At 61.2% G+C, this 25,877-nt stretch carries 22 protein-coding genes and 4 tRNA genes; 12 read left to right on the forward strand and 14 right to left on the reverse strand.

Annotated elements, in window-relative coordinates; all coding sequences use genetic code 11:
* Positions 1–117: 117 nt before the first annotated feature.
* The 8 genes from rluD (at position 118) to AB4N80_RS09820 (ending at position 6,997) form a co-directional block, all read left to right on the forward strand.
* On the forward strand, positions 118–1,080 hold the full coding sequence (rluD, locus tag AB4N80_RS09785) for a 23S rRNA pseudouridine(1911/1915/1917) synthase RluD (RefSeq protein ID WP_003205696.1): 963 nt from the start codon (positions 118–120) through the stop codon (positions 1,078–1,080).
* Positions 1,077–1,802, forward strand: a complete 726-nt coding sequence (gene pgeF / locus AB4N80_RS09790) for a peptidoglycan editing factor PgeF (protein WP_305468541.1) — start codon at positions 1,077–1,079, stop codon at positions 1,800–1,802. Before rluD ends, pgeF begins: the two co-directional genes overlap by 4 nt.
* 130 nt (positions 1,803–1,932) lie before the next feature.
* Entirely contained in the window at positions 1,933–4,497 is a 2,565-nt protein-coding gene (gene clpB, locus AB4N80_RS09795) for an ATP-dependent chaperone ClpB (protein ID WP_305491125.1), read from the forward strand.
* Positions 4,498–4,813: 316 nt separating this feature from the next.
* Positions 4,814–4,889 (forward strand) — tRNA-Asn (locus tag AB4N80_RS09800).
* 7 nt (positions 4,890–4,896) lie between these two features.
* Positions 4,897–4,973: transfer RNA gene (locus tag AB4N80_RS09805), tRNA-Pro, on the forward strand.
* A gap of 5 nt (positions 4,974–4,978) precedes the next feature.
* A tRNA-Lys gene (locus tag AB4N80_RS09810) sits at positions 4,979–5,054 on the forward strand.
* Positions 5,055–5,148: 94 nt separating this feature from the next.
* A tRNA-Pro gene (locus AB4N80_RS09815) sits at positions 5,149–5,225 on the forward strand.
* A gap of 146 nt (positions 5,226–5,371) precedes the next feature.
* The gene (locus tag AB4N80_RS09820; protein ID WP_460096096.1) at positions 5,372–6,997 is read left to right on the forward strand and encodes a methyl-accepting chemotaxis protein; all 1,626 of its coding nucleotides are present in this window, start codon (positions 5,372–5,374) and stop codon (positions 6,995–6,997) included.
* A 180-nt stretch (positions 6,998–7,177) separates the two neighbouring features.
* On the opposite strand, the gene AB4N80_RS09825 is transcribed toward AB4N80_RS09820, so the two are convergent.
* From AB4N80_RS09825 to AB4N80_RS09840, 4 genes are read right to left on the reverse strand one after another with little or no spacing between them, the layout of a single operon-like run.
* Positions 7,178–8,476: an NAD(P)/FAD-dependent oxidoreductase gene (locus AB4N80_RS09825; RefSeq protein WP_460081766.1), complete on the reverse strand. Its 1,299-nt coding sequence runs from the start codon at positions 8,474–8,476 to the stop codon at positions 7,178–7,180.
* 60 nt (positions 8,477–8,536) lie between these two features.
* Positions 8,537–8,710: a DUF3094 family protein gene (locus AB4N80_RS09830; protein WP_076386361.1), complete on the reverse strand. Its 174-nt coding sequence runs from the start codon at positions 8,708–8,710 to the stop codon at positions 8,537–8,539.
* Between the two features lie 52 nt (positions 8,711–8,762).
* Positions 8,763–9,290, reverse strand: a complete 528-nt coding sequence (locus AB4N80_RS09835; RefSeq protein ID WP_122564921.1) for an MOSC domain-containing protein — start codon at positions 9,288–9,290, stop codon at positions 8,763–8,765.
* The gene (locus AB4N80_RS09840) at positions 9,287–9,913 is read right to left on the reverse strand and encodes a DUF1780 domain-containing protein (protein ID WP_025215531.1); all 627 of its coding nucleotides are present in this window, start codon (positions 9,911–9,913) and stop codon (positions 9,287–9,289) included. The genes AB4N80_RS09835 and AB4N80_RS09840 overlap by 4 nt, the downstream gene beginning before the upstream one ends.
* A gap of 159 nt (positions 9,914–10,072) precedes the next feature.
* Here AB4N80_RS09840 and AB4N80_RS09845 point away from each other — a divergent pair, with 159 nt between their 5' ends.
* Both AB4N80_RS09845 and AB4N80_RS09850 read left to right on the forward strand, forming a co-directional pair.
* Positions 10,073–10,759: an energy-coupling factor ABC transporter permease gene (locus AB4N80_RS09845; protein ID WP_122564920.1), complete on the forward strand. Its 687-nt coding sequence runs from the start codon at positions 10,073–10,075 to the stop codon at positions 10,757–10,759.
* A gap of 63 nt (positions 10,760–10,822) precedes the next feature.
* The gene (locus tag AB4N80_RS09850; protein WP_053125334.1) at positions 10,823–11,038 is read left to right on the forward strand and encodes a hypothetical protein; all 216 of its coding nucleotides are present in this window, start codon (positions 10,823–10,825) and stop codon (positions 11,036–11,038) included.
* Here AB4N80_RS09850 and yacG read toward each other — a convergent pair.
* The 5 genes from yacG to pilB are packed head-to-tail and all read right to left on the reverse strand — an operon-like array spanning position 11,035 to position 15,665.
* The gene (gene yacG, locus AB4N80_RS09855; RefSeq protein ID WP_018609255.1) at positions 11,035–11,241 is read right to left on the reverse strand and encodes a DNA gyrase inhibitor YacG; all 207 of its coding nucleotides are present in this window, start codon (positions 11,239–11,241) and stop codon (positions 11,035–11,037) included. The genes AB4N80_RS09850 and yacG overlap by 4 nt on opposite strands.
* Entirely contained in the window at positions 11,238–11,861 is a 624-nt protein-coding gene (gene coaE / locus AB4N80_RS09860; RefSeq protein WP_122564919.1) for a dephospho-CoA kinase, read from the reverse strand. Before coaE ends, yacG begins: the two co-directional genes overlap by 4 nt.
* A 12-nt stretch (positions 11,862–11,873) precedes the next feature.
* The gene (locus tag AB4N80_RS09865) at positions 11,874–12,743 is read right to left on the reverse strand and encodes a prepilin peptidase (RefSeq protein WP_460081774.1); all 870 of its coding nucleotides are present in this window, start codon (positions 12,741–12,743) and stop codon (positions 11,874–11,876) included.
* Position 12,744: 1 nt separating this feature from the next.
* Positions 12,745–13,962, reverse strand: a complete 1,218-nt coding sequence (locus AB4N80_RS09870; RefSeq protein ID WP_122564917.1) for a type II secretion system F family protein — start codon at positions 13,960–13,962, stop codon at positions 12,745–12,747.
* A 2-nt stretch (positions 13,963–13,964) separates the two neighbouring features.
* Positions 13,965–15,665 carry a type IV-A pilus assembly ATPase PilB gene (pilB, locus tag AB4N80_RS09875; protein WP_122564916.1) on the reverse strand — a complete coding sequence of 567 codons (1,701 nt, stop codon included), beginning with the start codon at positions 15,663–15,665 and terminating at the stop codon, positions 13,965–13,967.
* 224 nt (positions 15,666–15,889) lie between these two features.
* Between pilB and AB4N80_RS09880 the strand changes: the two genes are divergently transcribed.
* Together AB4N80_RS09880 and AB4N80_RS09885 are read left to right on the forward strand one after the other, a co-directional pair.
* A complete protein-coding gene (locus AB4N80_RS09880; protein WP_122564964.1) occupies positions 15,890–16,297 on the forward strand; it encodes a pilin in 408 nt (135 codons plus the stop codon).
* A gap of 267 nt (positions 16,298–16,564) precedes the next feature.
* Complete coding sequence (locus AB4N80_RS09885; protein ID WP_025215523.1) at positions 16,565–16,918, forward strand: BON domain-containing protein; 354 nt, start codon at positions 16,565–16,567, stop codon at positions 16,916–16,918.
* A gap of 335 nt (positions 16,919–17,253) precedes the next feature.
* On the opposite strand, the gene AB4N80_RS09890 is transcribed toward AB4N80_RS09885, so the two are convergent.
* From AB4N80_RS09890 to pgi, 5 genes are all read right to left on the reverse strand, one after another.
* Positions 17,254–17,550, reverse strand: coding sequence for a DUF2845 domain-containing protein (locus AB4N80_RS09890; protein WP_122564915.1), 297 nt, complete (start codon positions 17,548–17,550; stop codon positions 17,254–17,256).
* 1 nt (position 17,551) lies between these two features.
* Complete coding sequence (locus AB4N80_RS09895) at positions 17,552–20,485, reverse strand: DUF748 domain-containing protein (RefSeq protein WP_205929577.1); 2,934 nt, start codon at positions 20,483–20,485, stop codon at positions 17,552–17,554.
* A gap of 119 nt (positions 20,486–20,604) precedes the next feature.
* The gene (locus AB4N80_RS09900) at positions 20,605–21,621 is read right to left on the reverse strand and encodes a class I SAM-dependent rRNA methyltransferase (protein WP_122564913.1); all 1,017 of its coding nucleotides are present in this window, start codon (positions 21,619–21,621) and stop codon (positions 20,605–20,607) included.
* Positions 21,622–21,867: 246 nt separating this feature from the next.
* Positions 21,868–23,805 (reverse strand): acetate--CoA ligase, encoded by a 1,938-nt coding sequence (gene acs / locus AB4N80_RS09905; RefSeq protein ID WP_122564912.1) that lies wholly within the window; start codon positions 23,803–23,805, stop codon positions 21,868–21,870.
* A 191-nt stretch (positions 23,806–23,996) separates the two neighbouring features.
* Positions 23,997–25,661 carry a glucose-6-phosphate isomerase gene (gene pgi, locus AB4N80_RS09910; protein ID WP_122564911.1) on the reverse strand — a complete coding sequence of 555 codons (1,665 nt, stop codon included), beginning with the start codon at positions 25,659–25,661 and terminating at the stop codon, positions 23,997–23,999.
* Between the last annotated feature and the right edge of the window lie 216 nt (positions 25,662–25,877).

The following is a 25,877-nucleotide window of genomic DNA, read 5'->3' on the forward strand; positions in this document are numbered from 1 at the left end:
GGGCGGGGCCGTCCTGTTATGATGAGCGCCCCGTTGAAAGCCTCGGGGCAAAAGACGCCGTATTTAACCACAAGCGCGCAGCCGAAACCAAAGGCTGTGCCGACGCCTAGTCCGAGCATGTCCGATAAAATAGAACTTCGCGCAGAGGTGCCGTCCGAATTGGGCGGCCAACGCCTCGATCAAGTCGCCGCACAACTCTTTGCCGAGCACTCTCGCTCGCGCCTTTCCGCCTGGATCAAGGACGGCCGCCTGACTGTGGATGGGGCGGTGATTCGTCCGCGCGACATCGTCCATGGCGGCGCCATCCTCGAACTGACTGCCGAGCAGGAGGCCCAGGGAGAATGGGTCGCCCAGGACATTGCCCTGGACATCGTCTATGAAGACGATGACATCCTGGTGATCAACAAGCCTGCGGGCCTGGTGGTGCACCCGGCGGCCGGTCATGCCGACGGCACGCTGCTCAATGCCTTGCTGCACCACGTACCGGACATCATCAATGTGCCCCGTGCCGGCATCGTGCATCGCCTGGACAAGGACACCACCGGCCTGATGGTGGTGGCCAAGACCATCCAGGCGCAGACACAGCTGGTTACACAGCTGCAAAGCCGCAGTGTCAGCCGCATCTATGAATGCATCGTGATCGGGGTCGTCACTGCCGGTGGCAAGATCAACGCCCCGATCGGTCGTCACGGCCAGCAGCGCCAGCGCATGGCGGTAATGGAGGGCGGCAAGCAGGCGGTCAGTCATTACCGCGTGCTGGAGCGTTTCCGTTCCCACACGCACGTGCGGGTCAAGCTGGAAACCGGTCGTACCCACCAGATCCGCGTGCACATGGCCCACATCAACTTCCCGTTGGTGGGCGACCCGGCTTATGGCGGTCGTTTCCGCATTCCGCCAGCCGCGAGCCAGACCATGGTCGAATCGCTGAAGAATTTCCCGCGCCAGGCGCTGCACGCGCGTTTCCTGGAACTGGATCATCCGACGACCGGCAAGCGCATGAGCTGGGAATCGCCGTTGCCGGATGATTTCGTTTGGCTGCTGACGTTGCTCAAGCAGGACCGCGAGGCGTTCATCGGATGAGTGACTGGCTGACACCCGACTGGCCCGCGCCGGCCCGGGTCAAGGCCTGCGTCACCACCCGCGAGGGCGGCGTCAGCCTGGCGCCGTTCGACAGCCTCAACCTGGGCGACCATGTGGGCGACGACCCCACGGCCGTCGCCGAAAACCGCCGTCGCGTCACCGATCCATTCGCTATCACCCCGGCCTGGCTGCAGCAGGTCCACGGCATTGCTGTGGTCGAGGCTGACCCAGCCCAGGTGGCGACCGCCGATGCCAGCTGGACCGCGACGCCGGGTATCGCTTGCACGGCGATGACGGCGGACTGCCTGCCGGTGCTGTTCTGCAACCGTGCCGGCACCCGCGTCGCGGCGGCCCATGCCGGCTGGCGCGGGCTGGCGAACGGTGTGCTGGAGGCCACCCTCGACAGCCTTGCCGTGCCCGCGGAAGAAATCCTGGCCTGGCTCGGCCCGGCCATCGGCCCGCAAGCGTTCGAAGTCGGGCCGGAAGTGCGTGAAGCCTTCATCGCGCAACTGCCTGAAGCGGTAAAAGCCTTTGCCGCGAGCCCCAATCCCGGCAAGTTCCTCGCCGATATCTATCAGTTGGCCCGCTTGCGGCTGGCGGCACGCGGTGTCACGGCCGTTTACGGGGGCGGTCTCTGCACCGTGACCGACCCACGTTTCTTTTCCTACCGCCGCAACCCGCGCACCGGTCGCTTTGCCTCGCTGATCTGGATCGAACGCTAGACTTCTCTGATCTGCATCAAGGGCGCCCGGCTTGAATCTTCCAGAATCGACCACATCTATAACGGTATCTGGCAGGTTTCTTCATTCAGGATGTTTTCAAGGTCCGGCCTGCTCATTAGGAAGGTGACCCATGCGTATTGATCGTTTAACCAGCAAATTACAATTGGCCCTATCCGATGCCCAGTCCCTGGCCGTCGGTCTGGACCATCCCGGTATCGAACCGGCGCATTTGATGCAGGCCATGCTCGAACAGCAGGGCGGCTCCATCAAGCCCCTGTTGATGCAGGTCGGCTTTGACGTCAACAGCCTGCGCAAAGAACTGGCCAAGGAGCTCGACCAGTTACCCAAGATCCAGAATCCGACCGGTGACGTGAACATGTCCCAGGATCTGGCGCGTCTGCTCAACCAGGCCGACCGCCTGGCCCAGCAGAAGGGCGACCAGTTCATTTCCAGCGAATTGGTGCTGCTCGCCGCCATGGACGAGAACAGCAAGCTTGGCAAGTTGCTGCTCGGCCAAGGCGTGAGCAAGAAAGCCCTGGAAAATGCCATCAACAACCTGCGTGGCGGCGAAGCCGTCAACGACGCCAACCATGAGGAGTCGCGCCAGGCGCTGGACAAATACACCGTCGACCTGACCAAGCGGGCCGAGGAAGGCAAGCTCGACCCGGTGATCGGTCGCGACGATGAAATCCGCCGCACGATCCAGGTGCTGCAACGCCGCACCAAGAACAACCCGGTGCTGATCGGTGAGCCAGGCGTGGGTAAAACCGCCATCGCCGAGGGCCTGGCCCAGCGCATCATCAACGGCGAAGTGCCGGACGGCCTCAGGGGCAAGCGCCTGTTGTCCCTGGACATGGGGGCCTTGATCGCCGGTGCCAAGTACCGTGGCGAGTTCGAAGAACGGCTCAAGGCGCTGCTCAATGAACTGTCCAAGCAGGAAGGGCAGATCATCCTGTTCATCGACGAATTGCACACCATGGTCGGTGCGGGCAAGGGCGAGGGGTCGATGGACGCCGGCAATATGCTCAAGCCGGCGTTGGCCCGGGGCGAGTTGCACTGTGTCGGCGCGACCACGCTCAACGAGTACCGCCAATATATAGAGAAGGACGCGGCGCTGGAGCGGCGCTTCCAGAAAGTGCTGGTGGAGGAACCGAGCGAAGAAGACACCATCGCCATCCTGCGCGGCCTTAAAGAACGCTACGAAGTTCACCACAAGGTGGCAATCACCGATGGCGCGATCATCGCCGCGGCCAAGCTCAGCCACCGCTACATCACCGACCGGCAGTTGCCGGACAAGGCCATTGACCTGATCGACGAGGCGGCCAGCCGCATCCGCATGGAAATCGACTCCAAGCCCGAAGTGCTGGATCGGTTGGAGCGGCGCCTGATTCAACTCAAGGTCGAATCCCAGGCCCTGAAGAAAGAAAGCGACGAAGCGGCGAAGAAACGTCTGGAAAGGTTGCAGGAAGAAATCGTTCGTCACGAGCGTGAGTATTCCGACCTCGAGGAAATCTGGAACTCGGAGAAAGCCGAAGTCCAGGGCTCGGCGCAGATCCAGCAAAAGATCGAACAGTCCCGCCAGGAACTGGAAGCGGCTCGCCGCAAAGGCGACCTCAACCGCATGGCCGAGCTGCAGTACGGGGTGATCCCGGATCTGGAACGCAGCCTGCAAATGGTCGACCAGCACGGCAAGAGCGAAAACCAGTTGCTGCGCAGTAAGGTCACCGAGGAAGAGATCGCCGAAGTGGTGTCCAAATGGACCGGCATTCCGGTCTCGAAGATGCTTGAAGGCGAGCGCGACAAGCTGCTGAAAATGGAAAGCTTGCTGCACCAGCGCGTGATTGGCCAGGAAGAGGCGGTCGTAGCGGTCTCCAACGCCGTGCGCCGGTCCCGCGCCGGGTTGTCGGATCCTAATCGTCCGAGTGGCTCGTTCATGTTCCTCGGCCCGACCGGTGTGGGTAAAACCGAGCTGTGCAAGGCGCTGGCCGAGTTTCTCTTCGACACGGAAGAGGCCATGGTGCGCATCGACATGTCCGAGTTCATGGAGAAACATTCCGTGGCACGGCTGATCGGTGCGCCACCGGGTTATATCGGCTATGAAGAGGGCGGTTACCTGACCGAGGCGGTGCGGCGCAAGCCGTATTCGGTGATCCTGCTCGATGAGGTCGAGAAGGCCCATCCGGATGTGTTCAACATTTTGCTGCAAGTGCTGGAGGATGGTCGCCTGACCGACAGCCACGGGCGCACGGTGGACTTTCGCAATACGGTGATCGTGATGACCTCCAACCTGGGCTCGACGCAGATCCAGGAGCTGGTGGGCGATCGCGAGGCGCAGCGCGCGGCGGTGATGGACGCGATCTCTACCCATTTCCGTCCGGAGTTCATCAACCGTGTGGACGAAGTGGTGATCTTCGAGCCGTTGGCCCGGGATCAGATTGCCGGCATTACCGAGATCCAGTTGGGTCGCCTGCGCAGCCGCCTCACCGAGCGTGAGCTGAAATTGCAGTTGAGCGGTGAGGCGTTGGACAAGTTGATTGCGGTGGGTTACGACCCGGTCTATGGCGCACGGCCGCTCAAGCGAGCGATCCAGCGCTGGATCGAAAACCCGCTGGCACAGTTGATCCTGTCCGGGCGCTTCATGCCGGGCGAAACCGTGACCGGTACGGTGGAGAACGACGAAATCGTCTTCAACTGAAAGCCGCTACGGCCGTCGATTGAAATGGCCTTGCCTTGCAAGGCCATTTTTTTCATCAGGCCGTTGAACTCAAAGGAAAAGGCTTGTAAAGTGCGCCCCGCAGTACGTCACCCCAAGGGCGACTTCTCACTGAGAAGGAATCCAAAATAAGTTGCAAATCATTGTCTTGAAAGCAATTTAAGGGGTTGACAGAGGTTTTGAAGATTGTAGAATAGCGCGCCTCAGGCACACGAACGCAGCGATGCGTAAGGGTAGAAGAGGTTGAAGCGAGCTTCAACGTTGTAGCTTCAAAATTGCAGTAACTTGAAATATCAGTTCCGTGATAGCTCAGTCGGTAGAGCAAATGACTGTTAATCATTGGGTCCCAGGTTCGAGTCCTGGTCACGGAGCCATTTCAATCGGGGTATAGCGCAGTCCGGTAGCGCGCCTGCTTTGGGAGCAGGATGTCAGGAGTTCGAATCCCCTTACCCCGACCATATTTGGGTCGTTAGCTCAGTTGGTAGAGCAGTTGGCTTTTAACCAATTGGTCGTAGGTTCGAATCCCACACGACCCACCATTTTTGAAACCAGCTCGCTGGAATCGAATCTTAAGATCAGAGGCCAAAAGCGCTGATCGAGGAAGGCGACTTGCGAAGGTCGCCTTTTTTTTACCGGGGTATAGCGCAGTCCGGTAGCGCGCCTGCTTTGGGAGCAGGATGTCAGGAGTTCGAATCCCCTTACCCCGACCATACTAAAAATCCTCGTATCGAAAGATACGGGGATTTTTTTTGCCTGCAATAAAGTGGATCGACTTAAGACATCGTACAACTTGCCGATAACCCAGCGACAGGGGCCTGGCCCCACCTCAGGCCACCAATAAAAAAGGCACTCCCCTATGTCGCTTCGTCAGTTGAATATCGCCCCCCGTGCCGCGTTGGGGTTTGCCTTGATCGCCGTGCTGGTGGCGTTACTCGGGGTGTTTGCGCTGGGTCAGATGTCGAGCATTCGTGACAGTGAAGTCGCCGTGGAAACCCAGTGGCTGCCCAGCATTCGTGAGGGGGGCGATATCCGCGAGTGGATGCTGCGGATCCGCACCATCTCCCTGCGCATGGCCCTGGACCAAGACCCGAAGAATATCCCGGTGTACCGCGCACAAATGGACACGCGCGACAAAGAACTGGGCGAAAAAATCGCGGCTTACGAAAAACTCGTCGTGACGCCTGAAGGCAAGGCCCTTTACGACCAGTTCAAGCAGACCTTTGCCGCTTACCGTACCGGTATCGCGCAATCCTTCACCTTGGCGGAGCAAGGGCGTCGGGACGAGCTGATCAAGCTGCTGCTGGTGGACATGAAGACCGTGGTGGACGGTTCCGGCAAGCAGCTCAACGATCTGGCGGAGTTGTTCTCCAAGCAGGTGTCCGTCGAGAGCCAGAAGTCCCAGGAGCACTACGCCAATTCCCGCATGATCGTCAGCCTGTTCATTGTGCTTGCCGCCCTGGCCACGGTGGCCCTGGCCATGCTGCTCACGCGCAGTATCGTCAAACCCTTGGGCGAGGCCTTGAATGCCGCGGAGAGCGTCGCCCGGGGTGACCTGACCCGGCCAATCGAGACCCATGGCAACGACGAAGTGAGCCGCCTGCTCAAGGCGTTGGCGGCGATGCAACAGAATCTGCGTGAGACCCTGCAGGGCATCAGCGGCTCAGCCGCGCAATTGGCCACCGCGGCCGATGAGCTGAGCGCCGTCACCCTCGACAGCACTCAAAGCTTGCAGCAACAGAACAACGAAATTGAACAGGCCGCCACTGCCGTCACCGAGATGACCACCGCTGTGGAGGAAGTGGCGCGCAATGCGGTTTCCACCTCCGATGCCACCCGTCAGTCCAGTGAATCGGCCTCCCTGGGGCAGCAGCGGGTCAGCGACACAGTCGATGCCATTGGCGCCCTCGCCAGCGATGTGCAGGTGACCGGCGGCTTGGTGCAATCGTTGGCCAACCAGTCGCAGGATATCGGCAAGGTGCTGGACGTGATCCGCGCCATCGCCGAGCAGACCAACCTGCTGGCCCTCAACGCGGCCATTGAGGCGGCCCGGGCGGGTGAGAGCGGGCGTGGGTTTGCGGTGGTGGCCGATGAGGTGCGGGCGCTGGCGTATCGCACGCAGCAATCGACCCAGGAAATCGAGCAAATGGTCCAGGGCATGCGCAGCGGTGCCACCCAGGCACTCGATTCCATGCAGGCCAGCTCCAGTCGCGCCGCCAGCACCTTGGCCATGGCGGAGCGGGCAGGGGACGCGCTGCAGACCATCACGGCCTCGGTCAATGAAATCCACGAACGCAACCTGGTCATCGCCAGCGCCGCCGAAGAGCAGGCGCAAGTGGCCCGTGAGGTGGATCGCAACCTGGTGAACATTCGTGATTTGTCCGTGCGCTCGGCTTCCGGCGCGGACCAGACCAGTGCCTCCAGCCATGAGTTGTCGCAGCTGGCGAATTCGCTGCGTACGATGGTGCAGCGGTTTCAGGTTTGATCGATGGATGGCTCGGACAGTGAGCCTGCCCGAGCTCAAGTCTTGACTGTACCGCCCCCATCGCGAGCAAGCTCGCTCCCACAGGATGACCGCGATCAACTGTGGGAGCGAGCTTGCTCGCGATGACGGTGGATCAGCCAGCACCAATATTGCTGATCCAGCGCAATCGTCAGTAAGGCCTCAGTGCAACTTCAGCCTAGGCTCAGTCCCGCGCCCGATCTTGCTGCCCAGCATCAGCATGGCCGTGCGGAACATGCCGTACAGCGCCATCTGGTGCATGCGGTACAGCGACACATAGAACATCCGCGCCAGCCAGCCTTCGAGCATCACGCTGCCGGTCAGGTTGCCCATCAGGTTGCCCACCGCCGAGAACCGCGACAGCGAGATCAGCGAGCCGTAGTCGGTGTACTTGTATTCAGGCAGGGCCTTGCCTTCGATCCGCAGCTTCAGGGATTTTGCCAGCAGCGAGGCCTGCTGGTGCGCGGCCTGGGCGCGGGGTGGAACGTTGCGATCGCTGCCGGGTTGCGGGCAGGCGGCGCAATCGCCGAAGGCAAAGATGTTCTCGTCGCGGGTGGTCTGTAGCGTCGGTAGCACTTGCAGCTGGTTGATCCGGTTGGTCTCCAGCCCGTCGATGTCCTTGAGGAAGTCCGGTGCGCGAATTCCGGCGGCCCAGACTTTCAGGCTCGCGTCGATCACTTGGCCATCCGCCGTGATCAGGCTGTCGGCGGTCACCTGGCTGACGGCGGCGTTGGTCATGACGTTGACCCCGAGTTTTTCCAGGGTCTTGTGCACCGGTCCGCCGATACGCTCTGGCAGCGCCGGCAAGACCCGTGGGCCCGCCTCGATCAGGGTGATGTGCATGTTTTCCGGTTTGATCCGGTCCAGGCCGTAGGCGTGCAGTTCGTGGGCGGCATTGTGCAGCTCGGCCGCCAGTTCGACCCCGGTCGCACCGGCGCCGACGATGGCGACGCTGATGCGCTCGACGATATCGGTCTGTCCGGCGTGGGCACGCAGATAGTGGTGGAGCAATTGCTGATGGAAGCGCTCGGCCTGCTTGCGGGTGTCCAGGAACAGGCAGTGTTGCGCCGCGCCTTCGGTGCCGAAGTCATTGGTGGTGCTGCCGACGGCAATCACCAGGCTGTCGTAGCCCAATTCCCGAGCCGGCAACAGCTCGACGCCCGCCTCGTCATAGGTCGCGGCCAGCTGGATTCGCTTGTGCTCCCGGTCCAGGCCGCTCATGCGCCCAAGCTGGAACTCGAAGTGGTTCCATTTTGCCTGGGCGACGTAGTTGAGTTCGTCTTCGGAGGAGTTCAGGGAACCGGCAGCCACTTCATGCAGCAGGGGTTTCCAGATGTGGGTCAGGTTCGCGTCGACCAGCATCACACTGGCCGTGCCACGCTTGCCCAGAGTCTTACCCAGACGGGTAGCCAACTCCAGACCGCCGGCGCCGCCGCCAACGATGACAATACGATGAGTCATGGGGATATCTCGCAAGGCTAAAGGAATTCGGTGCCGTTACCCGAGCGAGCGCCAAGCGCTTCATAGCGTCAGGTAACTGATCAGTCGGCTCAACAGGCCCAGGCCGATCGTGATGGCCAGTACCACCACCAGGAGCATCCACGGCCGGAAAGGCCGGCGCTCGACTCGGTGCTGGGACAGTTGCAGGTACTCTTCGACATGCTTCTGGTCTTCTGGGTTCAGGCGACTGGTCATAAAGGCCTCGTCAGGTAGACGTTGCGAAAGGTGAAGACGTTACAGCGTCCGGCTAGCCGGCATTGAAAGCAGCGTAGCCGCTCGCCGGAACAGGTTCGACGCTCAGGCGGTCGTCCAGGCGAATGATTCCACTTTTTAACACTCGGGCGGTGATTCCGCCATGGCCGCGTACGGCCTGGAACGTACCTTCGCCGAGGTTTCGTTCCAGTCGTGCGCAGGGTTGGCACCAGCCGGTGGTTTCAAAGATCGCTTGGCCGATGCGAAAGCGCCGACCCTTGAGGCTGAACAGATTGATGCCGCTGACCACAATATTGCGCCGCAGCTCCTGAGGCAGTACTGGCTGGTTCTCGGGGCGGCCCATCAGCGAGCCGATCACTGCCAGGTGCTCCCACTGGATCAGCGTCACTTGTCGCGCATTGCGCGCACCGGGGCGGGCATGATCGCCGGTCAGTCCGGCTTCCAGGCGGGCCTCCACGGCGTCCAGTTCGATCATCGGCGCGTGACCCTGGGGGCGCACGCCAATCCAGCGTACGCGGCCCTGCTGCGGCACGGCGGCGATCAATTCCTGCAATGGGCTCACAGGCTGATCCCGACATCGAACACGATGCTGCGCCCCAGGTTGCCCCGCAAGAAGTCCGGCGCGTCGGGGTGGGCGAACAGCACTCGGGCAAACGTCGGCCCCACCAGCGACAGCGAGCGCCAGCCCTGGCGCAGGTATTCGGTTGGCGGTGGAAAGTGACTGTTGAGGTCCAGCACTTCGCGCTTGAGACTGGCGAAGGCGATGATGTCCAGGTCGCCCAGGTCCATGCCGCGCTCGGTGTAGTTGTGGGCTTTCTTGCGCAGGGTCGGGGCCAGGCGCATCAGGAATTCATTGGCCGGGATTCGCCGGGGCTTGGCCTCGCGCCGCACCAGTTGGCTCAGGGAAAAGGCGCTGCGGCGACGTTGCAGTTCGTCGCGCCATTCGTCATTGAGGCGGCGACCTTCGTCGAGTACGAAAAACACCTCGAAATTGGCATCGCGAAACAACACGTCCGGTGGCTCACCGGCCGGGGCGAACTCGTCGGCGCGATAAGGCACGTTCAGCCCTTGCAGCAGACGCTGGCAGACCCAACGCTCACGCTCCCATTTGCGGGCATTGGAGAGAAAGGCGTTGGCTTGCTCGGCCGCGATGGTCAGCAGGCGTAAGTAATCGGAGTCATCCATGGGCCCAAGCTTAGCGTTCAATTGCGACAAGCTGGAAGCGTTGCGTTGATTAATGGCCGTTAGGGGGCGGGGTGTAGACTGCCGAGAGTTGTGGCGAGGGAGCTTGCTCCCTCATCACAGAAAATCGATGCAACAAGGGCAAGCGAAAGGAGTAGTCCCATGATCGGTGCCGAACTGCTCTCACCGCAAACCCTGGCGGCCGGTTGGCTGATGTATGTGCCGATGTTGGCCTGGGCCGTGGTGCGGGCACCATGGGTCGAGCTGTTCACCGACAGCCGTCGCCAGCATTTGCTGTTCGGCACGGTGCTGGCGTTGTTCATGCTGTGGCTGGTGCGACGGGATTTCGACACCGGTGTCTCGTATCATTTCATCGGCATGACCGCCGTGACGCTGTTGCTGGACTGGCCATTGGCAATCCTGGGTGGCTTGTGCGCGCAGCTTGCGCTGGTGCTGCTGGGCCGTCAGGACATGGCGGCGGTCGGGGTCAACGGTGCGCTGCTGATCCTGCTGCCGGTGCTGGTCACCGAGTGTTGCGCGATCCTGGTGGAGCGCGCCCAGCCGCGCAATCTGTTCGTGTACATCTTCTGTTCGGGATTTCTCGCCGCCGCGCTTTCGGCGTTGGCGTGCCTGCTGCTGGGGCTTGGCCTGCTGTGGTACGACGGGATATTCGCCATGCCTTACTGGCTGGAGGATTTCATCGGCTACCTCTGGCTGATCATCTTTCCCGAGGCTTTCATCAACGGCATGGTGATCAGTGCGTTGGTGGTGTTCAGCCCCGAATGGCTGGAGACCTTCAACCGCACGCGCTACCTGTCGGCACCGTGGAACGATGATGACAAGCCTTGATTCACGTCAAGGCTGCCCCACCGCACGCCCTTCATGCTCTGGAAAACTTCCAGGAGTACAACCATGAGTGTTTATGAGTGGGCCAGGCAAGAGATCAGGCGTAGCCACGACGCCGCCATGGAGATCGGCTTCGATCCGGGCTTGAGCCTGCGGGCCTTGCTCAGTGCCATCGTGCAGCAGAGCAAGACAGTGCGCAGCGCTGAAGACCTGGCCGACGAGTTGAGTTTCCTCGCGGAAAACCTCGACGATGAGCAGGACTACGGTTTCATGCGGCCTTAGTGGTGTGAGCGTGGCTCGAAGTCTTCGCTGAACAGCTCATCCTCGGCGTCGGGGCTGACCGGAATCTTGTGTTCTTCCGACGCCCAGGCGCCGAGGTCGATCAGTTTGCAGCGATCAGAGCAGAACGGCCGGAATGTGCTCTCCGGGCTCCATTCCACAGGGGCACCACAGGTTGGGCAATCAACGGTTGGGGTTTGGCTCATGATTGGCCTCCACGCAAAGTAAGGTAAAAGTGATGCAGGCGCTCGACCTCGCTGTGCAGCCAGGCGAGGTCGCGATCGTTGACCACCACGTCGTCGGCATGGTTCAGGCGATCCTGACGGCTGGACTGAGCCTTGAGGATTGCCTGGACCTGCTGTTCGCTGGTCTGGTCGCGCTGCAACGTACGTTCGATCTGCAGTTGTTCCGGCGCATCGATCACCAGGACCCGCTGGGTCATGGCGTACTGCCCAGATTCGATCAGCAGCGGCGACACCAGGATCGCGTAGGACGATTGTGCCTGAGCCAGATGATGGGCTATTTCCTCGGCGATCAGCGGATGTAGCAGCGCCTCGAGCCAGCGGCGCTCATCGGCCTGCTCGAAAATCAGTTTGCGCAGCGCCGCCCGGTCCAGGGTTCCGTCAGCCTGCAATACGCCAGGGCCGAAGTGCTCGGCGATTTTCGCCAGCGCCGGGCGCCCGGGTTCGACCACCCAGCGTGCCGCATGATCGGCGTCGATGACGTGCACGCCCAGGTCGATGAAATGCTGGGCTGCCGCGCTCTTGCCGCTGCCGATGCCACCGGTCAGGCCGAGAATCCAGGGTTTTTCCAGAGGGTTATTCATAAAAGATCGACATTAGAAACCGACAGACTGCCAATAGAAGTCGGTTATTTGACCACCCCAGAGCAAGGCAATCCAGCCGGCAATGGCCAGATAAGGCCCAAAGGGGATTTGCGTCGACCCGGGAGCATCACGCAAGCGCAGCACAATGACCCCGATAACGGCGCCCACCAGCGATGACAACAGCAGCGTCAGCGGCAGGGTCTGCCAGCCACCCCAGGCGCCCAGCATCGCCAGCAGCTTGAAATCCCCGTAGCCCATGCCTTCCTTGCCGGTGATCAGCTTGAACACCCAGAACACCGACCACAACGCCAGGTAGCCGGCCACCGCGCCCCACATCGCCTGGTCCAGGGAGACGAACAGCCCGAAGCTGTTGACGATCAAGCCCAGCCACAACAACGGCAACACCAAGGTATCGGGCAGCAATTGATGCTCGGCATCGATCAGGCTCATGCCCAGCAGGCCCCAGGTCAGCACCAACACCATCGCAGCGTGCCAGCCAAAGCCGAAATGCCAGGCGACGAACGCCGATAACGCGCCGCAGGCCACTTCGGTCAGGGGATAGCGCTTGCCGATGGGCGCGGCGCAACCCGAACAGCGGCCGCGCAGCATCAGGTAGCTCAATAGCGGAATGTTCTCCCAGGCGCGGATGCGATGGCCGCAGTGCGGGCACTGGGAATGGGGCAGCATGAGGTTGTAGACCGGGCCCGGGGTTTCGGCGGGCAGGCCTAGCAGCTCGTGGGCTTGCAGGCGCCATTCGCGGTTGAGCATCTTTGGCAGGCGCCACACCAGCACGTTGAGGAAGCTGCCGATGATCAGGCCGAGCAATGCCGCAACGAGCACAAAAGCCACGGGATACAGCACGAAAAATTCGCTCAGGGGCATGTCAGATCGCAGAGCCGAGTTGAAAGATGGGCAGGTACATGGCAACCACCAGGCCACCGACGACGACCCCCAGGATCACCATGATGAAGGGTTCCATCAGGCTGGTGAGGTTGTCCACCAGATTGTCCACTTCGGCCTCATAAAAGCTCGCCACCTTGTCGAGCATGTCGTCCAGCGCGCCGGATTCCTCGCCGATGGCGGTCATCTGGATGGCCAGGTTCGGAAAGATGCCTGAGGCGCGCATGGAAAAATTCAACTGCATGCCGGTGGAGACGTCCTGGCGGATGCGCTGCACGGCGCGCTTGAACACCACGTTGCCGGTGGCGCCCGATACCGAATCGAGGGCTTCGACCAGCGGCACGCCAGCGGCGAATGTCGTCGAGAGCGTGCGGGCGAAGCGCGCCACCGCAGACTTGTACATCAAGGTGCCGATCAAGGGGAGCTTGAGCAGCCACTTGTCTCGCCAGTCACGAAACGCCTGGGACCGCTTGAGGGCATATTTCACCCCGAAGAACGTCCCCACCAAGGCGCCAAGCAACATCCACCACCATTGCTGCATGAATTCCGACAGGCCGATGACCATCACCGTGAAAGCCGGCAGCTGCGCCCCGAACCCGGAGAAGACTGATTCGAACTGCGGCACCACCTTGACCAGCAGGATGCCGGTGACCACCGCTGCGACGAGTATCACTGCCGTGGGGTAGGTCATGGCTTTCTTGATCTTGGCCTTGAGGGCTTCGCTCTTTTCCTTGTAAGTCGCCACCCGGTCCAGCAGGGTGTCCAACGCACCGGCCTGTTCGCCGGCGTCCACCAGGTTGCAGTACAGCTCGTCGAAATATTGCGGGCATTTGCGCAGCGAGGCGGCGAAGCTGTTGCCGGCGGCGACTTCCTGCTTCACCTGGTCCACCAGCTTGCGCATGTTGGCGTTGTCGAAGCCTTCGCCGATGATGTCGAACGCCTGCAACAGCGGCACGCCAGCCTTGAGCATCGTGGCCATCTGGCGGGTGAAGAGGGCGATGTCCAGCGGCTTGATACGCTTGCCCTTGCTGAATATCGAGGTGGATTTCTTGCGCACCTTCTCCGGGTTGATGCCTTGCTTGCGCAGTTGTGCCTTGACCAGGGCTGGGCTCTGGCCCGTCAGCTCGCCGGTCATTTTCGCGCCTTTGCGGTCTTTGCCTTCCCACGTATAGACGTCGGTTTTTACTGCCTTGACCGCCATGCTCAATCCTTGGTGACCCGGTTGATTTCTTCGAGGCTGGTGACGCCCTGCATCACTTTGAGCAGCCCCGATGTGCGCAGGTCATTGAAGCCGTCCTTGCGCATTTGCAGATCGATTTCCAGCGAGTTGCCCTCGGCCATGATCAACCGTTGCAGCTCGGGCGTGTTCTTGACCACTTCGTAAACCCCCACGCGCCCTTTGTAGCCGTGGTTGCACTGTTCGCAACCGACCGGCTCATAGATCGTGAATGTGCCGATGCGTTCCCGGGGGAAACCTTCCTTGAGCAAGGTTTCCTCGGGAACCTCGATGGCCTTCTTGCAGTGGTTGCACAGCTTGCGCGCCAGCCGCTGGGCGATGATCAGGTGCACGGCGGTGGCGATGTTGAACCCCGGAATGCCCATGTTCTGCAAGCGGATCAGGGTTTCGGCGGCGCTGTTGGTGTGCAAGGTGGAGAGCACCAGGTGCCCGGTCTGGGCGGCCTTGATGGCGATTTCGGCGGTTTCCAGGTCGCGGATCTCGCCGACCATGATCACATCCGGGTCCTGGCGCAGGAACGAGCGCAGGGCCTGGGCGAAGTCCAGCCCCTGGCGCGGGTTCACGTTGACCTGGTTGATGCCTTCCATGTTGATCTCCACCGGGTCTTCGGCGGTGGAAATGTTGATGTCCACGGTGTTGAGGATATTCAGCCCGGTGTACAGCGATACGGTCTTGCCCGAGCCGGTCGGTCCGGTGACCAGGATCAGCCCTTGTGGTTGCTTGAGGGCGGCCATGTACAGGTCTTTCTGATCCGGTTCATAGCCCAGGGCATCGATGCCCATTTGCGCACTGGACGGGTCGAGGATCCGGATTACCACTTTTTCGCCCCAGAGCGTCGGCAGGGTGTTGACCCGGAAGTCGATGGACTTGGTTTTCGACAGGCGCATTTTCAATCGGCCGTCCTGGGGTTTGCGCCGCTCGGAAATATCCAGGCTGGCCATGACCTTCAGGCGGGCGGCAATACGGGTCGCCAGTTGGATCGGCGGCCGGGCCACTTCCCGCAGCATGCCGTCGGTGCGCACCCGCACCCGGTAGATTTTTTCGTAAGGCTCGAAGTGCAGGTCGGAAGAGCCGCCCTTGATCGCGTCCAGCAGCATCTTGTTGACGAAACGCACCACGGGCGCGTCGTCGGTGTCCTGGCCGCCGATGGAATCCTGCTTGGTGTCGTCGATCGACTCGATGTCCAGGCCGTCGAGGTCGGCATCGCCCATGCCTTCCAGGCCCGTACTTGTGGATTCGAAGAACTTCTCGATGGCGTCGCTGAGTTTATCGTCCTCCACCAGGATGGCTTCGGTGGTCAGGCCGGTGCTGAACTGGATGTCATTGATGGCCTGGTGATTAGTCGGGTCGGAGATGCCCACGAACAGTTTGTTGCCGCGTCGCCACAGCGGCAGGGCATGGTGCTGGCGCACCAGTTTTTCGCTGACCAGGCCGGTGGGCTGGGCTTCTTTGTCCAGGCTGTTGAGGTCCAGCAGGGCGACGCCGAAATGCTCCGAGGCGATTTCCGCGACCTGACGGCTCTGGACCAGTTTGTTCTGCACCAGGTAGCTGACCAGGGGGATGCGGCTGCGTTGAGCCTGTTGATACGCCTGTTGCGCACTTTGCTCGGTGATCAGTTCGGCCAGCACCAATTGCTTGGTCAGGCCGCTGAGGGCGATGTCATTCATGGGGATACCGGACGCGGACAGTTCATGACTTATAGCCTAGTCAAGCATCGACGCCAAACCAGCGGGCCAGGGTGACAAAAAACGTCAGATAGTGCGGTTGTGGAGGTAGGACGCCGCCGTTGTGCGGGTTCAAACCCCTTTATTGATAGGGCTTGAGGGTTGGCATGTGCCCTGCAATGGCCGTTTCAGGTCATGAGATTTCGACTCATGCATGGGAGATGTCTATGAATAAGCAAAAGGGTTTTACGCTGATCGAGCTGCTGATCGTCGTGGCGATCATCGGCATTCTGGCGACGTTCGCGTTGCCTCAATATTCCAGGTATCAAGCGCGGGCGAAGGCTACCGCTGGGCTGGGGGAAATCTCGGCGCTGAAGGTAGCGTACGAGGATCAAATGAATCAGGGCGTTACTCCAACGTTGGCCCTCATGAACGCCCCGACCACAACCAGCAACTGCACAATTTCGGTAACAGGTACGGCTACGACGGCAGGCTCTATCGTTTGTACCCTCCTGAACGCCCCTGCCTCTATAGCAGGTAGGACGATCACCCTCAGCCGCGATGTCAACGGCGCTTGGACATGCGCATCCACCGCACCCAGGGAATTCCTGCCGACCTCTTGCCCTGGCACCTAATACTCGCGCGGCGAGGGGCCCCGCTCCCTCGCCGTGCAAACCCTTCTTGATTCATCAGCTTAGCGGCAAGGCAGGATCGGCATGTTGCATGTTGAAAATGGGAGGCTCATGCAATTTGCATGATTCTGAATTTCATCGCTTCGCTTAACTTATTGATTTTTATGTAATTAATTAATCTCTTAAAACTGGCACAACCTTCGCACTACTCCTGATAACCCTGCCGGGATCCACCTCCGGCAGTTTTTGAGAAAAACAGGAGTTACTCGTATGAAGAAGTTCGCTATCACTGCCGCCGCTGCTACCGCACTGACCCTGACCATGGCTAGCGCATTCGCCGAGACCACTCAAGCAACTCAGGCGCCAATGATGCTGGCTGCGGGCGAAGTGACAGAGGCCAAGGAAGACGTTTCCGATACCTGGATCACCACCAAGGTCAAAGCTGACCTGGTCACCGAAAAAGGCATTCCTGGCAGCGACATCAAAGTCGAAACCAATAAAGGTGTTGTGTCCCTGTCTTCGATGACCAAAGTCACTGATGCACAAAAAGACACCGCCGTGGCGATCGCCAAGAAAATCAAAGGCGTTAAGGCCGTATCGGCTGACGGCCTGAAAGCCGAGTAAGGCTAAGACTTCTCGCCTGGACCGGGAGAAGGCACGGTAAGCGGGCTGAGTCATACGCTTGCCGTTGCTTTGGAGTTCATGCGAAAGGCCACACGGACGTGGCCATTACAGGCCCCCGGCATTCGTGCCGGGGGCCTGTTCTATTCTGGGGAGGGAAGAGTGTGCGGTCCGGCCGGGGAAACCGGGTTGTCCTTATCGCGAGCAAGCTCGCTCCCGCAGGGATCGAGTTCTTTCAGAAGAAAGCGATCAAGCCTGTTCCCCCAGGGGATCGAGTTCTGCCGGAAGCAATGCGATCAAATGTGGGAGCGAGCTTGCTCGCGATGGCGGCGGTACATTCACCGCCCCCGCTTGCTGGTGATCTGCACCAGCCGATTTCCCTCGAAACGCAGGTACTGGTACATGCCGCTGTTGGGGCCGTAGGTCCATTCTTCCACCGGGTATTCCTCCCGGCGATTGACACTGCGCTTGTAGCCCAGGTCATCCCGCGCCACGGGCTGCCCACACTTTTGCAGCACTTCACTGGAGCGGTCGCCGACGCTGATCAACTGGCTGCCGCAGCGCAGCGTGTCGGCAGCCGAGGCCTGGCCGGCGGCGAGCAACAGACCCAGGCTGAGCCCGTACCAGGGTTTCATCTTATTCGGCATCCAGATGCATAGGGGTAATCACCCGGCCATCGCTTTCAGCCTGGCCGAGGCTGGCGTCGATGAAATACACACGGTCGTCGGCCAATTGGCCTTTGTCCACCAGGAAATCCTTGATGCTGCTGGCCCGTTCCTGCCCCAGCTGACGCAATAGCACGTCGCTGCCGCTCCAGAACTTGATCACGCCTTCGCGCAGTTTCTCGATACGGGCCTTTTTATCCAGTTGCGTCCATTCGGCCGGCGGCTGGGTCTTGAGGCGCGTGCGGTAGATGCCTTCGAGCAGCGGGGCCTTTTCATCCTCGGGCACTTCTATCAGCGAAGCCTGGGCCGGAACTTTGTCGCCCCGACGCTGGAGCATCTTGTAGTAGTTGTACTGGTATTCGCGCTCCAGGCGCTGGGCGGCGAGCAATGGTCCGTCGCTGCTCTCGGCGGCGGTGCCTTCGATCTCCAGGCGCAGCTCCGGCCGTTTGGCCAGGGCTTCGGAGAGTTTGAGCAGCGTGCCTTCGTTGTCCTTGCTCAGGTCGCTGGAGCCCGGCGCAAACGCGACGCTGCCCAGGTCCTCCGAGCCGCCGCCGGCCACCAGCCCGCCGATGAGCTTGAACGGCGCCTGGGCCGCGCGTACCACCAGGTTGCGCAGGGTCTGCCAGACGATTGGCATGACACTGAACTGCGGATCGTTGAGGTTGCCAGTGACCGGCAGTTCGATGGAAATCTTGCCCTCTGAGTCCTTGAGCAAAGCGATGGCCAGTTTCAGCGGCAGGCTCACGGCGTCCGGGCTGTCGACTTTTTCCCCCAACTGCAATTGCTCGACCACCACCTTGTTCTCCGCCTGGAGCTGGCCCTTGGTGATTCGGTAATGCAGATCGAGATTGAGCCGGCCCTTGCGGATGCGATAACCGGCGAACTTGCCGGAGTAGGGCGTCAGGGTCGTCAGCTCGACCCGTTTGAAACTGGTGGCGATGTCGAGGCTGGCCATCGGGTCGAAGGGGTTGACCGCGCCCTTGATAGTGACAGGTGCGTATCGGTCGACCTTGCCCTTGACGTCCACGCTGGCCGGTTGAGCCTGGCGGCTGTCGATGGTGCCGATCTGGCCATTGAGTTGCTGGATGGCCGTGGCGAAGTTGGGTGTCAGGCTGAAGTCGGCGAAGTTGGCCGAACCGTCGTTGATGGCGATGCCGCCGATGTGAATGCCCAGCGGTTTTTCCTGGGACGCCGGTTTTGCCGCGGTGCTCTTCGTGCCGCTGTCGGCCGGTTGCGGGATCAGCAGGTCATCGACGTTGGTGGTGCGGTCGTCATTGATCATGAACCGCGCGTAAGGCTGGAACAGGTTGACCTTGTCGATGGACAGGCTGTCGCCGTGCTGATAGTTCAGGCCCTCGAGGACCAGTTTCTGCCACTTGAGGAAATCACGGGTCTTGAGGGTGTCGAGGGTGTGCAACTGATCGACCTGGGCGCGGCCGGTGACGGCGAATGCCAGCGGCTCGGTGCTTTTGAGGTCGACCGCCAGGTCACTGCCGAGCATCCCGGAGCGCAGCTCCAGGCGAATGAATGGGTTGATATACGACTGGGCGACACGCAGGTCGATGTCCTGGGTCTTGACCTTGAGCCTGGCGCTGATCGGGTTCAGGTTGACCTCGCCATCGGCCAGGATCTTGCCCTGTTTGCCCAGTCCGGTGTCCAGCTTGAGGGTAAAGGGCGAGCCATTGAGGGTGTCGTAGTTCTGCAGGTCGAGGTTCAGCGGGCCGACCTCCAGGGCCACGGCGGGCTGCGCCTGGCGGTCGGCCAGGTGCACTCGGTAGTCGCGCAGTTGCACGTCCTTCAACAGCACTTGCCACGGTTTGCTGGGCGGTGCCGGTTCAGCTTTTGGCGAGTCGGCCGCCGCCGGGGCGGATGCCGGTTCAGCCTTGACCTGCGGTTTGGCCGGCTGGCTGGCGAAGAGCTTCTGCCAGTCCAACTGCCCGTCCGCCTCGCGAGCGGCCCAGGTTTCCAGCTTCTGGCTGCGGATCTTGCCCACGATAACCTGCTGCTTGGCCAGGTCCACCGTGGTTTCGCTCACGTCCAGGCGTTCGAGTTTCACCAGTGGACGGCCATCGGGGGACTTGATGGCGAAGGGCGCGACACTGACGGCGACGTTGTTGAGCAGCAGCTCGGTGCCTTTGGCCAGGTTGAGCTTGTAATCGGCGTTGAGGTTCAGGACGCCGTTTTCCAACACCAGCGGTACGGCGTCGCGTACGTAGGGCCACCAGGCTTTCATTTGGCCGCCAGTGACCTTGAGCGTGCCTTGGGAGGCAATGGGTGTGAGGCTGAAATTGCCGGTCCAATCGATCTGTCCGCCCTGGGGGCCGGCCGCCACCAGGGTCATGTCGGCATTGTCGTCGGGCAGGGTGCTGAGGTTCTTCAGCTCGAAATCGAGGGTGTCGTAGAGGAATTCGATGGGCTCGCTGGGGCGCAGGTCCTGGAAATGCACGTATCCGCCGGCCAACTTGATTCGATCGACCCGCAGGGGGAACGGCTTGGCCTCGGGATCGGCGGGCGTCGGTTCGCTGGCAGGCAGCTTGAACAGGCCCAGCAGGTTCAACTGGCCGTCCTTGGTGAACACGACTTCGGTCTTGGGCTTGTCCAGCTCGATGTCGACCAGATGCAGGGCGCCGGACCACAAGCTGTCGAGTTGCAGATTGGCGTACAGCCGTTCGAAGCCGACCTGCTCCTTGCCTGGCTCGCCAATATTCAGGCCCCAGAGGGTGACTTCAAGGCTGAAAGGATTGAGTTCTATACGCTGGATCTGCGCCGGCACTGTCGCATGGGCGGCCAATTGCTGATTGGCGATGCGCAAGGCAATGCCCGGCAATATCAGAAAACCCAACAGGCTGTAGAGGGCCAGTGCGGTCAACAGGGCGCCGAAAGCGCGAATCAATCCTTTGGGCATGTGCGGCTTCATCTAGTGTGAATTCAGAGTGCCTTGGAGTATGGCATGCGTTTACGGTTCCGAAGCCACTGTGATTTAACAGATTTGTCCGTTTTGCGAGTAAGAATTCCGAGTCTGGCTTAGAGTTGGAGGATCAGCGTCTTGAGTGGCGGTTGTTGATCCAGGGAGGGAAAATCGCTGCCGGGTGCCAGCACGCTCCACTCGCGCACCGGTCGGCCAGCTTTTTCCGCACAACGCAACACCTGCTCGCGCCAGTCGTCCATGGGCACTTTTGCCAGGTTGTTGCAGCAGATCAGCACGCCATTGTCAGCGGTGGTGAGCAGCGCCGGTTTCAGCAGGCTTTGGTAGTCGCGCAACAAGTCGACAGTGCCGAAGGCACTTTTGGCCCAGGCCGGAGGGTCGAGCAGCACCAGGTCGTACTGGCGTTGCTCCAGGCGCACATAGCTGGGCAGTTTTTGCCCGCGACGCTGGCTGATGGGCAGGCCGGCCAGTTGGCGAATCGCCGGGAAGTAATCCGACTGCACGAATTCCATGGGTGGCAAATCGGGGTTGAGCAGGCCGTTTTCGCGGCCCACCGCCAGGTTGCCTTCGGCGAAGTCCAGGTTGCACACCTCCCGCGCGCCACCGGCCGCAGCGCTCAGGCCGACGCCACAGGTGTAGGCGAACAGGTTCAACACGCTTTTGCCACGGCTGTTTGCCTTGACCCAGCCTCGGGCGTTGCGCAGGTCGAGAAACAGCAAGGGATCCTGCCCGGCATGGCGGCCGCGAACGCGATAATTCAAGCCCCATTCATGCCCGACCAGGTCTTGCAGGGCGGCCTCGTCCGCCTGATAGACCGTGTCCTGGCGGTCGATGCGCGAATTGCCCCGGGCGCGGTCGTTGTAGACCAACAAGGTTTCCAGGCCCAGCCATTCGTTGACGAGGCCATGCAGTTGCAGCAGGTCGTCGCGCTCCAGTGACTGATGGAAGCTCTGCACCAGCAGTTGCGGGCCGTAGCGGTCGACGGTCAGGCCGGGCGCGCCTTCCTGGCTGCCGTGGAACAGGCGATAGCAATCGGTGCCTTGCTCATGCAATTGGCCGAGCAGTTCCTGACGCTGGTCGAGGGCGGCGCGCAGCGCCTGATTCAAGGAAGACATGCCGGGCGCGCCTTTGAGAAATGAGGCGCGGGAGTTTAGCAGTTATGGATACTCGGGTTGGGTATTGCATGCTGTTGAGTCGGGCTCTGACCTATGGCGAAGGGCTTTGTGGGAGCAAGGCTTGCCCGCGATGAAGGCGATGCGGTCTTTCAGGAATCGAGGTGCCTGTTTCGCGAGCAAGCTTTGCTCCCACAAAGCCCCTCGCCACAAGGACGCGGTACCTCAGGGGGAACCGCGTCGTTTGGCTTATCGATTCAAGCGCTTGTCGATCAGCCCCTCCACCACACTTGGATCGGCCAGGGTCGAGGTGTCGCCGAGGCTGTCGAGTTCGTTGCAGGCGATCTTGCGCAGGATGCGTCGCATGATCTTGCCCGAACGGGTCTTGGGCAACGCCGGTGCCCATTGGATCAGTTCCGGCTTGGCGAAGCTGCCGATTTCCTTGCTGACGTGGGCGAGCAATTCCTTCTTCAGCTCGTCATTGGCCTCCACACCGTTCATCGGCGTGACAAAGGCATAGATGCCTTGGCCCTTGAGGTCATGGGGGTAACCGACCACGGCCGCTTCGGCGATGTTGTCGTGCAGCACCAGGGCGCTTTCCACCTCGGCGGTGCCAATGCGATGCCCGGAGACGTTGATCACATCGTCGATGCGCCCGGTGATCCAGTAATCGCCGTCTTCGTCGCGGCGCGCGCCGTCGCCGGTGAAGTAGTAGCCGGGATAGGGCTTGAAGTACGTCTCCACCATGCGTTGGTGGTCGCCATAGACACTGCGAATCTGCCCCGGCCAACTGGATTTGATCGCCAGCACGCCGCTGCCGGCGCCGCTGATTTCCTTGCCCACCTCATCCAGCAAGACCGGTTGCACGCCGAACATCGGTTGGGTGGCGCAGCCCGGTTTGAGCCGTGGGGCACTGACCAGCGGGCTGAGCATGATGCCGCCGGTTTCGGTCTGCCACCAGGTATCGACAATCGGGCAGCGTTGTTCGCCTACGATGTTGAAATACCATTCCCACGCCTCAGGGTTGATCGGCTCACCGACGCTGCCGAGCAATCGCAGGCTTTTGCGCGACGTTTCCTGCAACGGTCCGGCCCCTTCGCGCATCAGCGCACGTAGGGCGGTCGGTGCGGTGTAGAAGATGTTGACCTGGTGCTTGTCGATCACCTGCCAGAAGCGCGAACTGCTGGGGTGGCTCGGCACGCCCTCGAAGATCAGTGTAGTGGCGCCGTTGGCCAGCGGGCCGTAGACGATGTAGCTATGGCCGGTGACCCAGCCGACGTCGGCGGTGCACCAGAACACTTCGTTGTCGCGGTAGTCGAGCACGTACTTGAATGTCATCGCCGCTTGCAGCAGATAGCCGCCCGTGGTGTGCAGCACACCCTTGGGTTTGCCGGTACTGCCGGAGGTGTAGAGGATAAACAGCGGGTCTTCGGCGTCCATCGGTTCGGGCGGGCAGTCGTCGCTGATGTCGTGCATGGCCTGGTGATACCAGAGGTCACGACCTTCAACCCAGCCCACCTCGCCCTGGGTGCGCTCGACCACCAGCACGGTGCTGACGTTCGGGCAGCTTTCCAGGGCCTTGTCGACGTTGCGCTTGAGCGGTATGAAGCGTCCGCCACGCACGCCTTCGTCAGCGGTGATCACGGTGCGGCAGTCGGCATCGAGAATCCGATCGCGCAGGGAGTCCGGCGAGAAGCCGCCGAACACCACCGAATGCACCGCGCCGATGCGGGTGCAGGCGAGCATGGCGTAGGCGGCCTCGGGAATCATCGGCATGTAGATGCAGACCCGGTCGCCTTTCTTCACGCCACGGCTTTTCAGCACGTTGGCCAGGCGGCACACATGATTGTGCAGTTTCTTGTAGGTGATTTGCGCCGATTCGGCGGGGTCGTCGCCTTCCCAGATGATCGCGACCTGGTCGCCACGGGTGTCCAGGTGACGGTCGATGCAATTGGCGCTGACGTTCAGCTTGCCGCCGGCGAACCAGGACGCGTCGCCGTTCTTGAGGTCATAGCGCTGGACGGTTTGCCAGGGCGTCATCCAGTCGAGAAAGCGCGTGGCCTGCTCGGCCCAGAAGGCGCTGGGGTGTTCGATGGATTCTTTGTAGAGCCGCTTGTACTCGTCCTGACTCAGTTGCGCAGCCCGGCGGACGGCATCGGCGTGGGGGTACTGGCTGATATCGAACATGACGGTTCCTTATTCTTGTTTTTGCGACAAGTCATAAAGATGCGCCCAGTAGCCTGAGGGTTCAAGTCATGCACAAAGCAACTGTGGGAGCGAGCTTGCTCGCGATGGGGGTGGATCAGTAACACAGAGGTTGACTGACACACCGCCATCGCGAGCAAGCTCGCTCCCACAGGGATTAGCGGTGAACTCGATCAGCCGCGGTGACGCCCGCGGAAGTAGTTGATCAAGCCCTGGGTCGAGGCGTCGTCGGCCGGGCTTTCTTCGCTGCCCACCAGGCGGTTGTAGACACCCTTGCCCAGTTCCTTGCCCAGCTCCACGCCCCATTGGTCGAAGGCGTTGATGCCCCAGACTACGCTCTGCACGAACACCTTGTGTTCATACAGCGCCACCAGTGCGCCAAGGCGGCGTGGGCTGATGCGTTCGACCACGAGGGTGTTGCTCGGACGGTTGCCCGGAATCACCTTGTGGGAGGCCAGTTTCTGCACCTCTTCTTCGCTGGCGCCCTTGTCCCGCAACTCGGCTTCGGCCTCGGCGCGGGTCTTGCCCAGCATCAGTGCCTGGCTCTGGGACAGGCAGTTGGCGTACAGCCACTGGTGATGGTCGGAAACCGGGTTGAAGCTGACGATCGGCACGATGAAGTCGGCCGGGATCAACTGGGTGCCCTGGTGCAGCAACTGGTGGTAGGCGTGCTGACCGTTGCAGCCGACGCCGCCCCAGATCACTGGGCCCGTGTCGGTCGACACCGGGGTACCGTCCTGGCGCACGCTCTTGCCGTTGGATTCCATGTCCAACTGCTGCAAATGCTTGGTGATGTTGCGCAGGTAGTGGTCGTACGGCAGGATCGCATGGCTCTGCGCGCCCCAGAAATTGCCATACCACACGCCCAGCAGCGCCAGCAGCACCGGCATGTTCTGCTCGAACGGGGCGCTCTGGAAATGCTGGTCCATGGAATAGGCGCCGGAGAGCAATTCCTTGAAGTTCGACATGCCGATGGCCAGGGCGATCGGCAGGCCGATGGCCGACCACAGCGAGTAACGCCCGCCGACCCAGTCCCACATCGGGAAGATGTTCTCTTCACGGATACCGAAGGCCACGGCGGCGGCGTTGTTGCTCGACACGGCGATGAAGTGGCGATACAGCTCCGCTTCGGAACCACCCTGGGCCAGGTACCAGGCGCGGGCGGCCTGGGCGTTCTTCAGGGTTTCCAGGGTGTTGAAGGATTTCGACGAGACGATGAACAGCGTGGTCTCGGCGCGCAGCTTCATGGTCAGTTCATGGAACTCGCTGCCGTCGATGTTCGCCAGGTAGTGGCAGCGAACACCTTTTTGCGCGTAGGACAACAGCGCTTCGGACACCAGTTCCGGGCCGAGGAAAGAACCACCGATGCCGATGTTCACCACGTCGGTGATCGGCTTCTCGGTGTAGCCGCGCCACAGGCCGTCGTGAATGCGGCCGACCAGGTCAGTGATCTGGTTCAGCACTTTGTGCACGTCCGGCATCACGTTGACGCCGTTGACCAGCAATTTGTCGCCCACCGGCCGACGCAGGGCGGTGTGCAGGGCAGGGCGGTTTTCCGAGGCGTTGACGATTTCGCCTTCGAACAGCGACTTGATCGCGCCCTTGAGGTCGACTTCGTTGGCCAGGCCCACCAGCAGGTCGCGGGTCTGGGCGTTGATCAGGTTTTTCGAGTAGTCGAGAAACAGGCCGCAGCTCGACAGGGTGAATTGAGTGAAACGCTGCGGATCGGCATTGAACGCTTCGCGCATGCTGAAATCCTGCATGGCTTTGCGGTGGTCATTCAGCGCTTGCCAGGCTGGCAGAGCGGTCACGTCATGAGGGGTTCGGTAATACGCCATCGCTGCGGGTTTCCTTTTTACTTGAACGACCTTTTGTACACTAAAAATTCCGGCGCGGCTCGAGGTGGGCGTCCGGACACTGCATCGACACGATCGCCAGACACAGGGCGACTACAGTAAACCTCGCGTTGCGATCTGTCTTGACTTTGTAAGACCGGTTCCCGGTACTTTTTTATACAACGAGGGTGGGAAAGGGCCGACAGACGGAGGTGTTGG

The organism is Pseudomonas sp. H3_A02 (genome assembly GCF_054671965.1).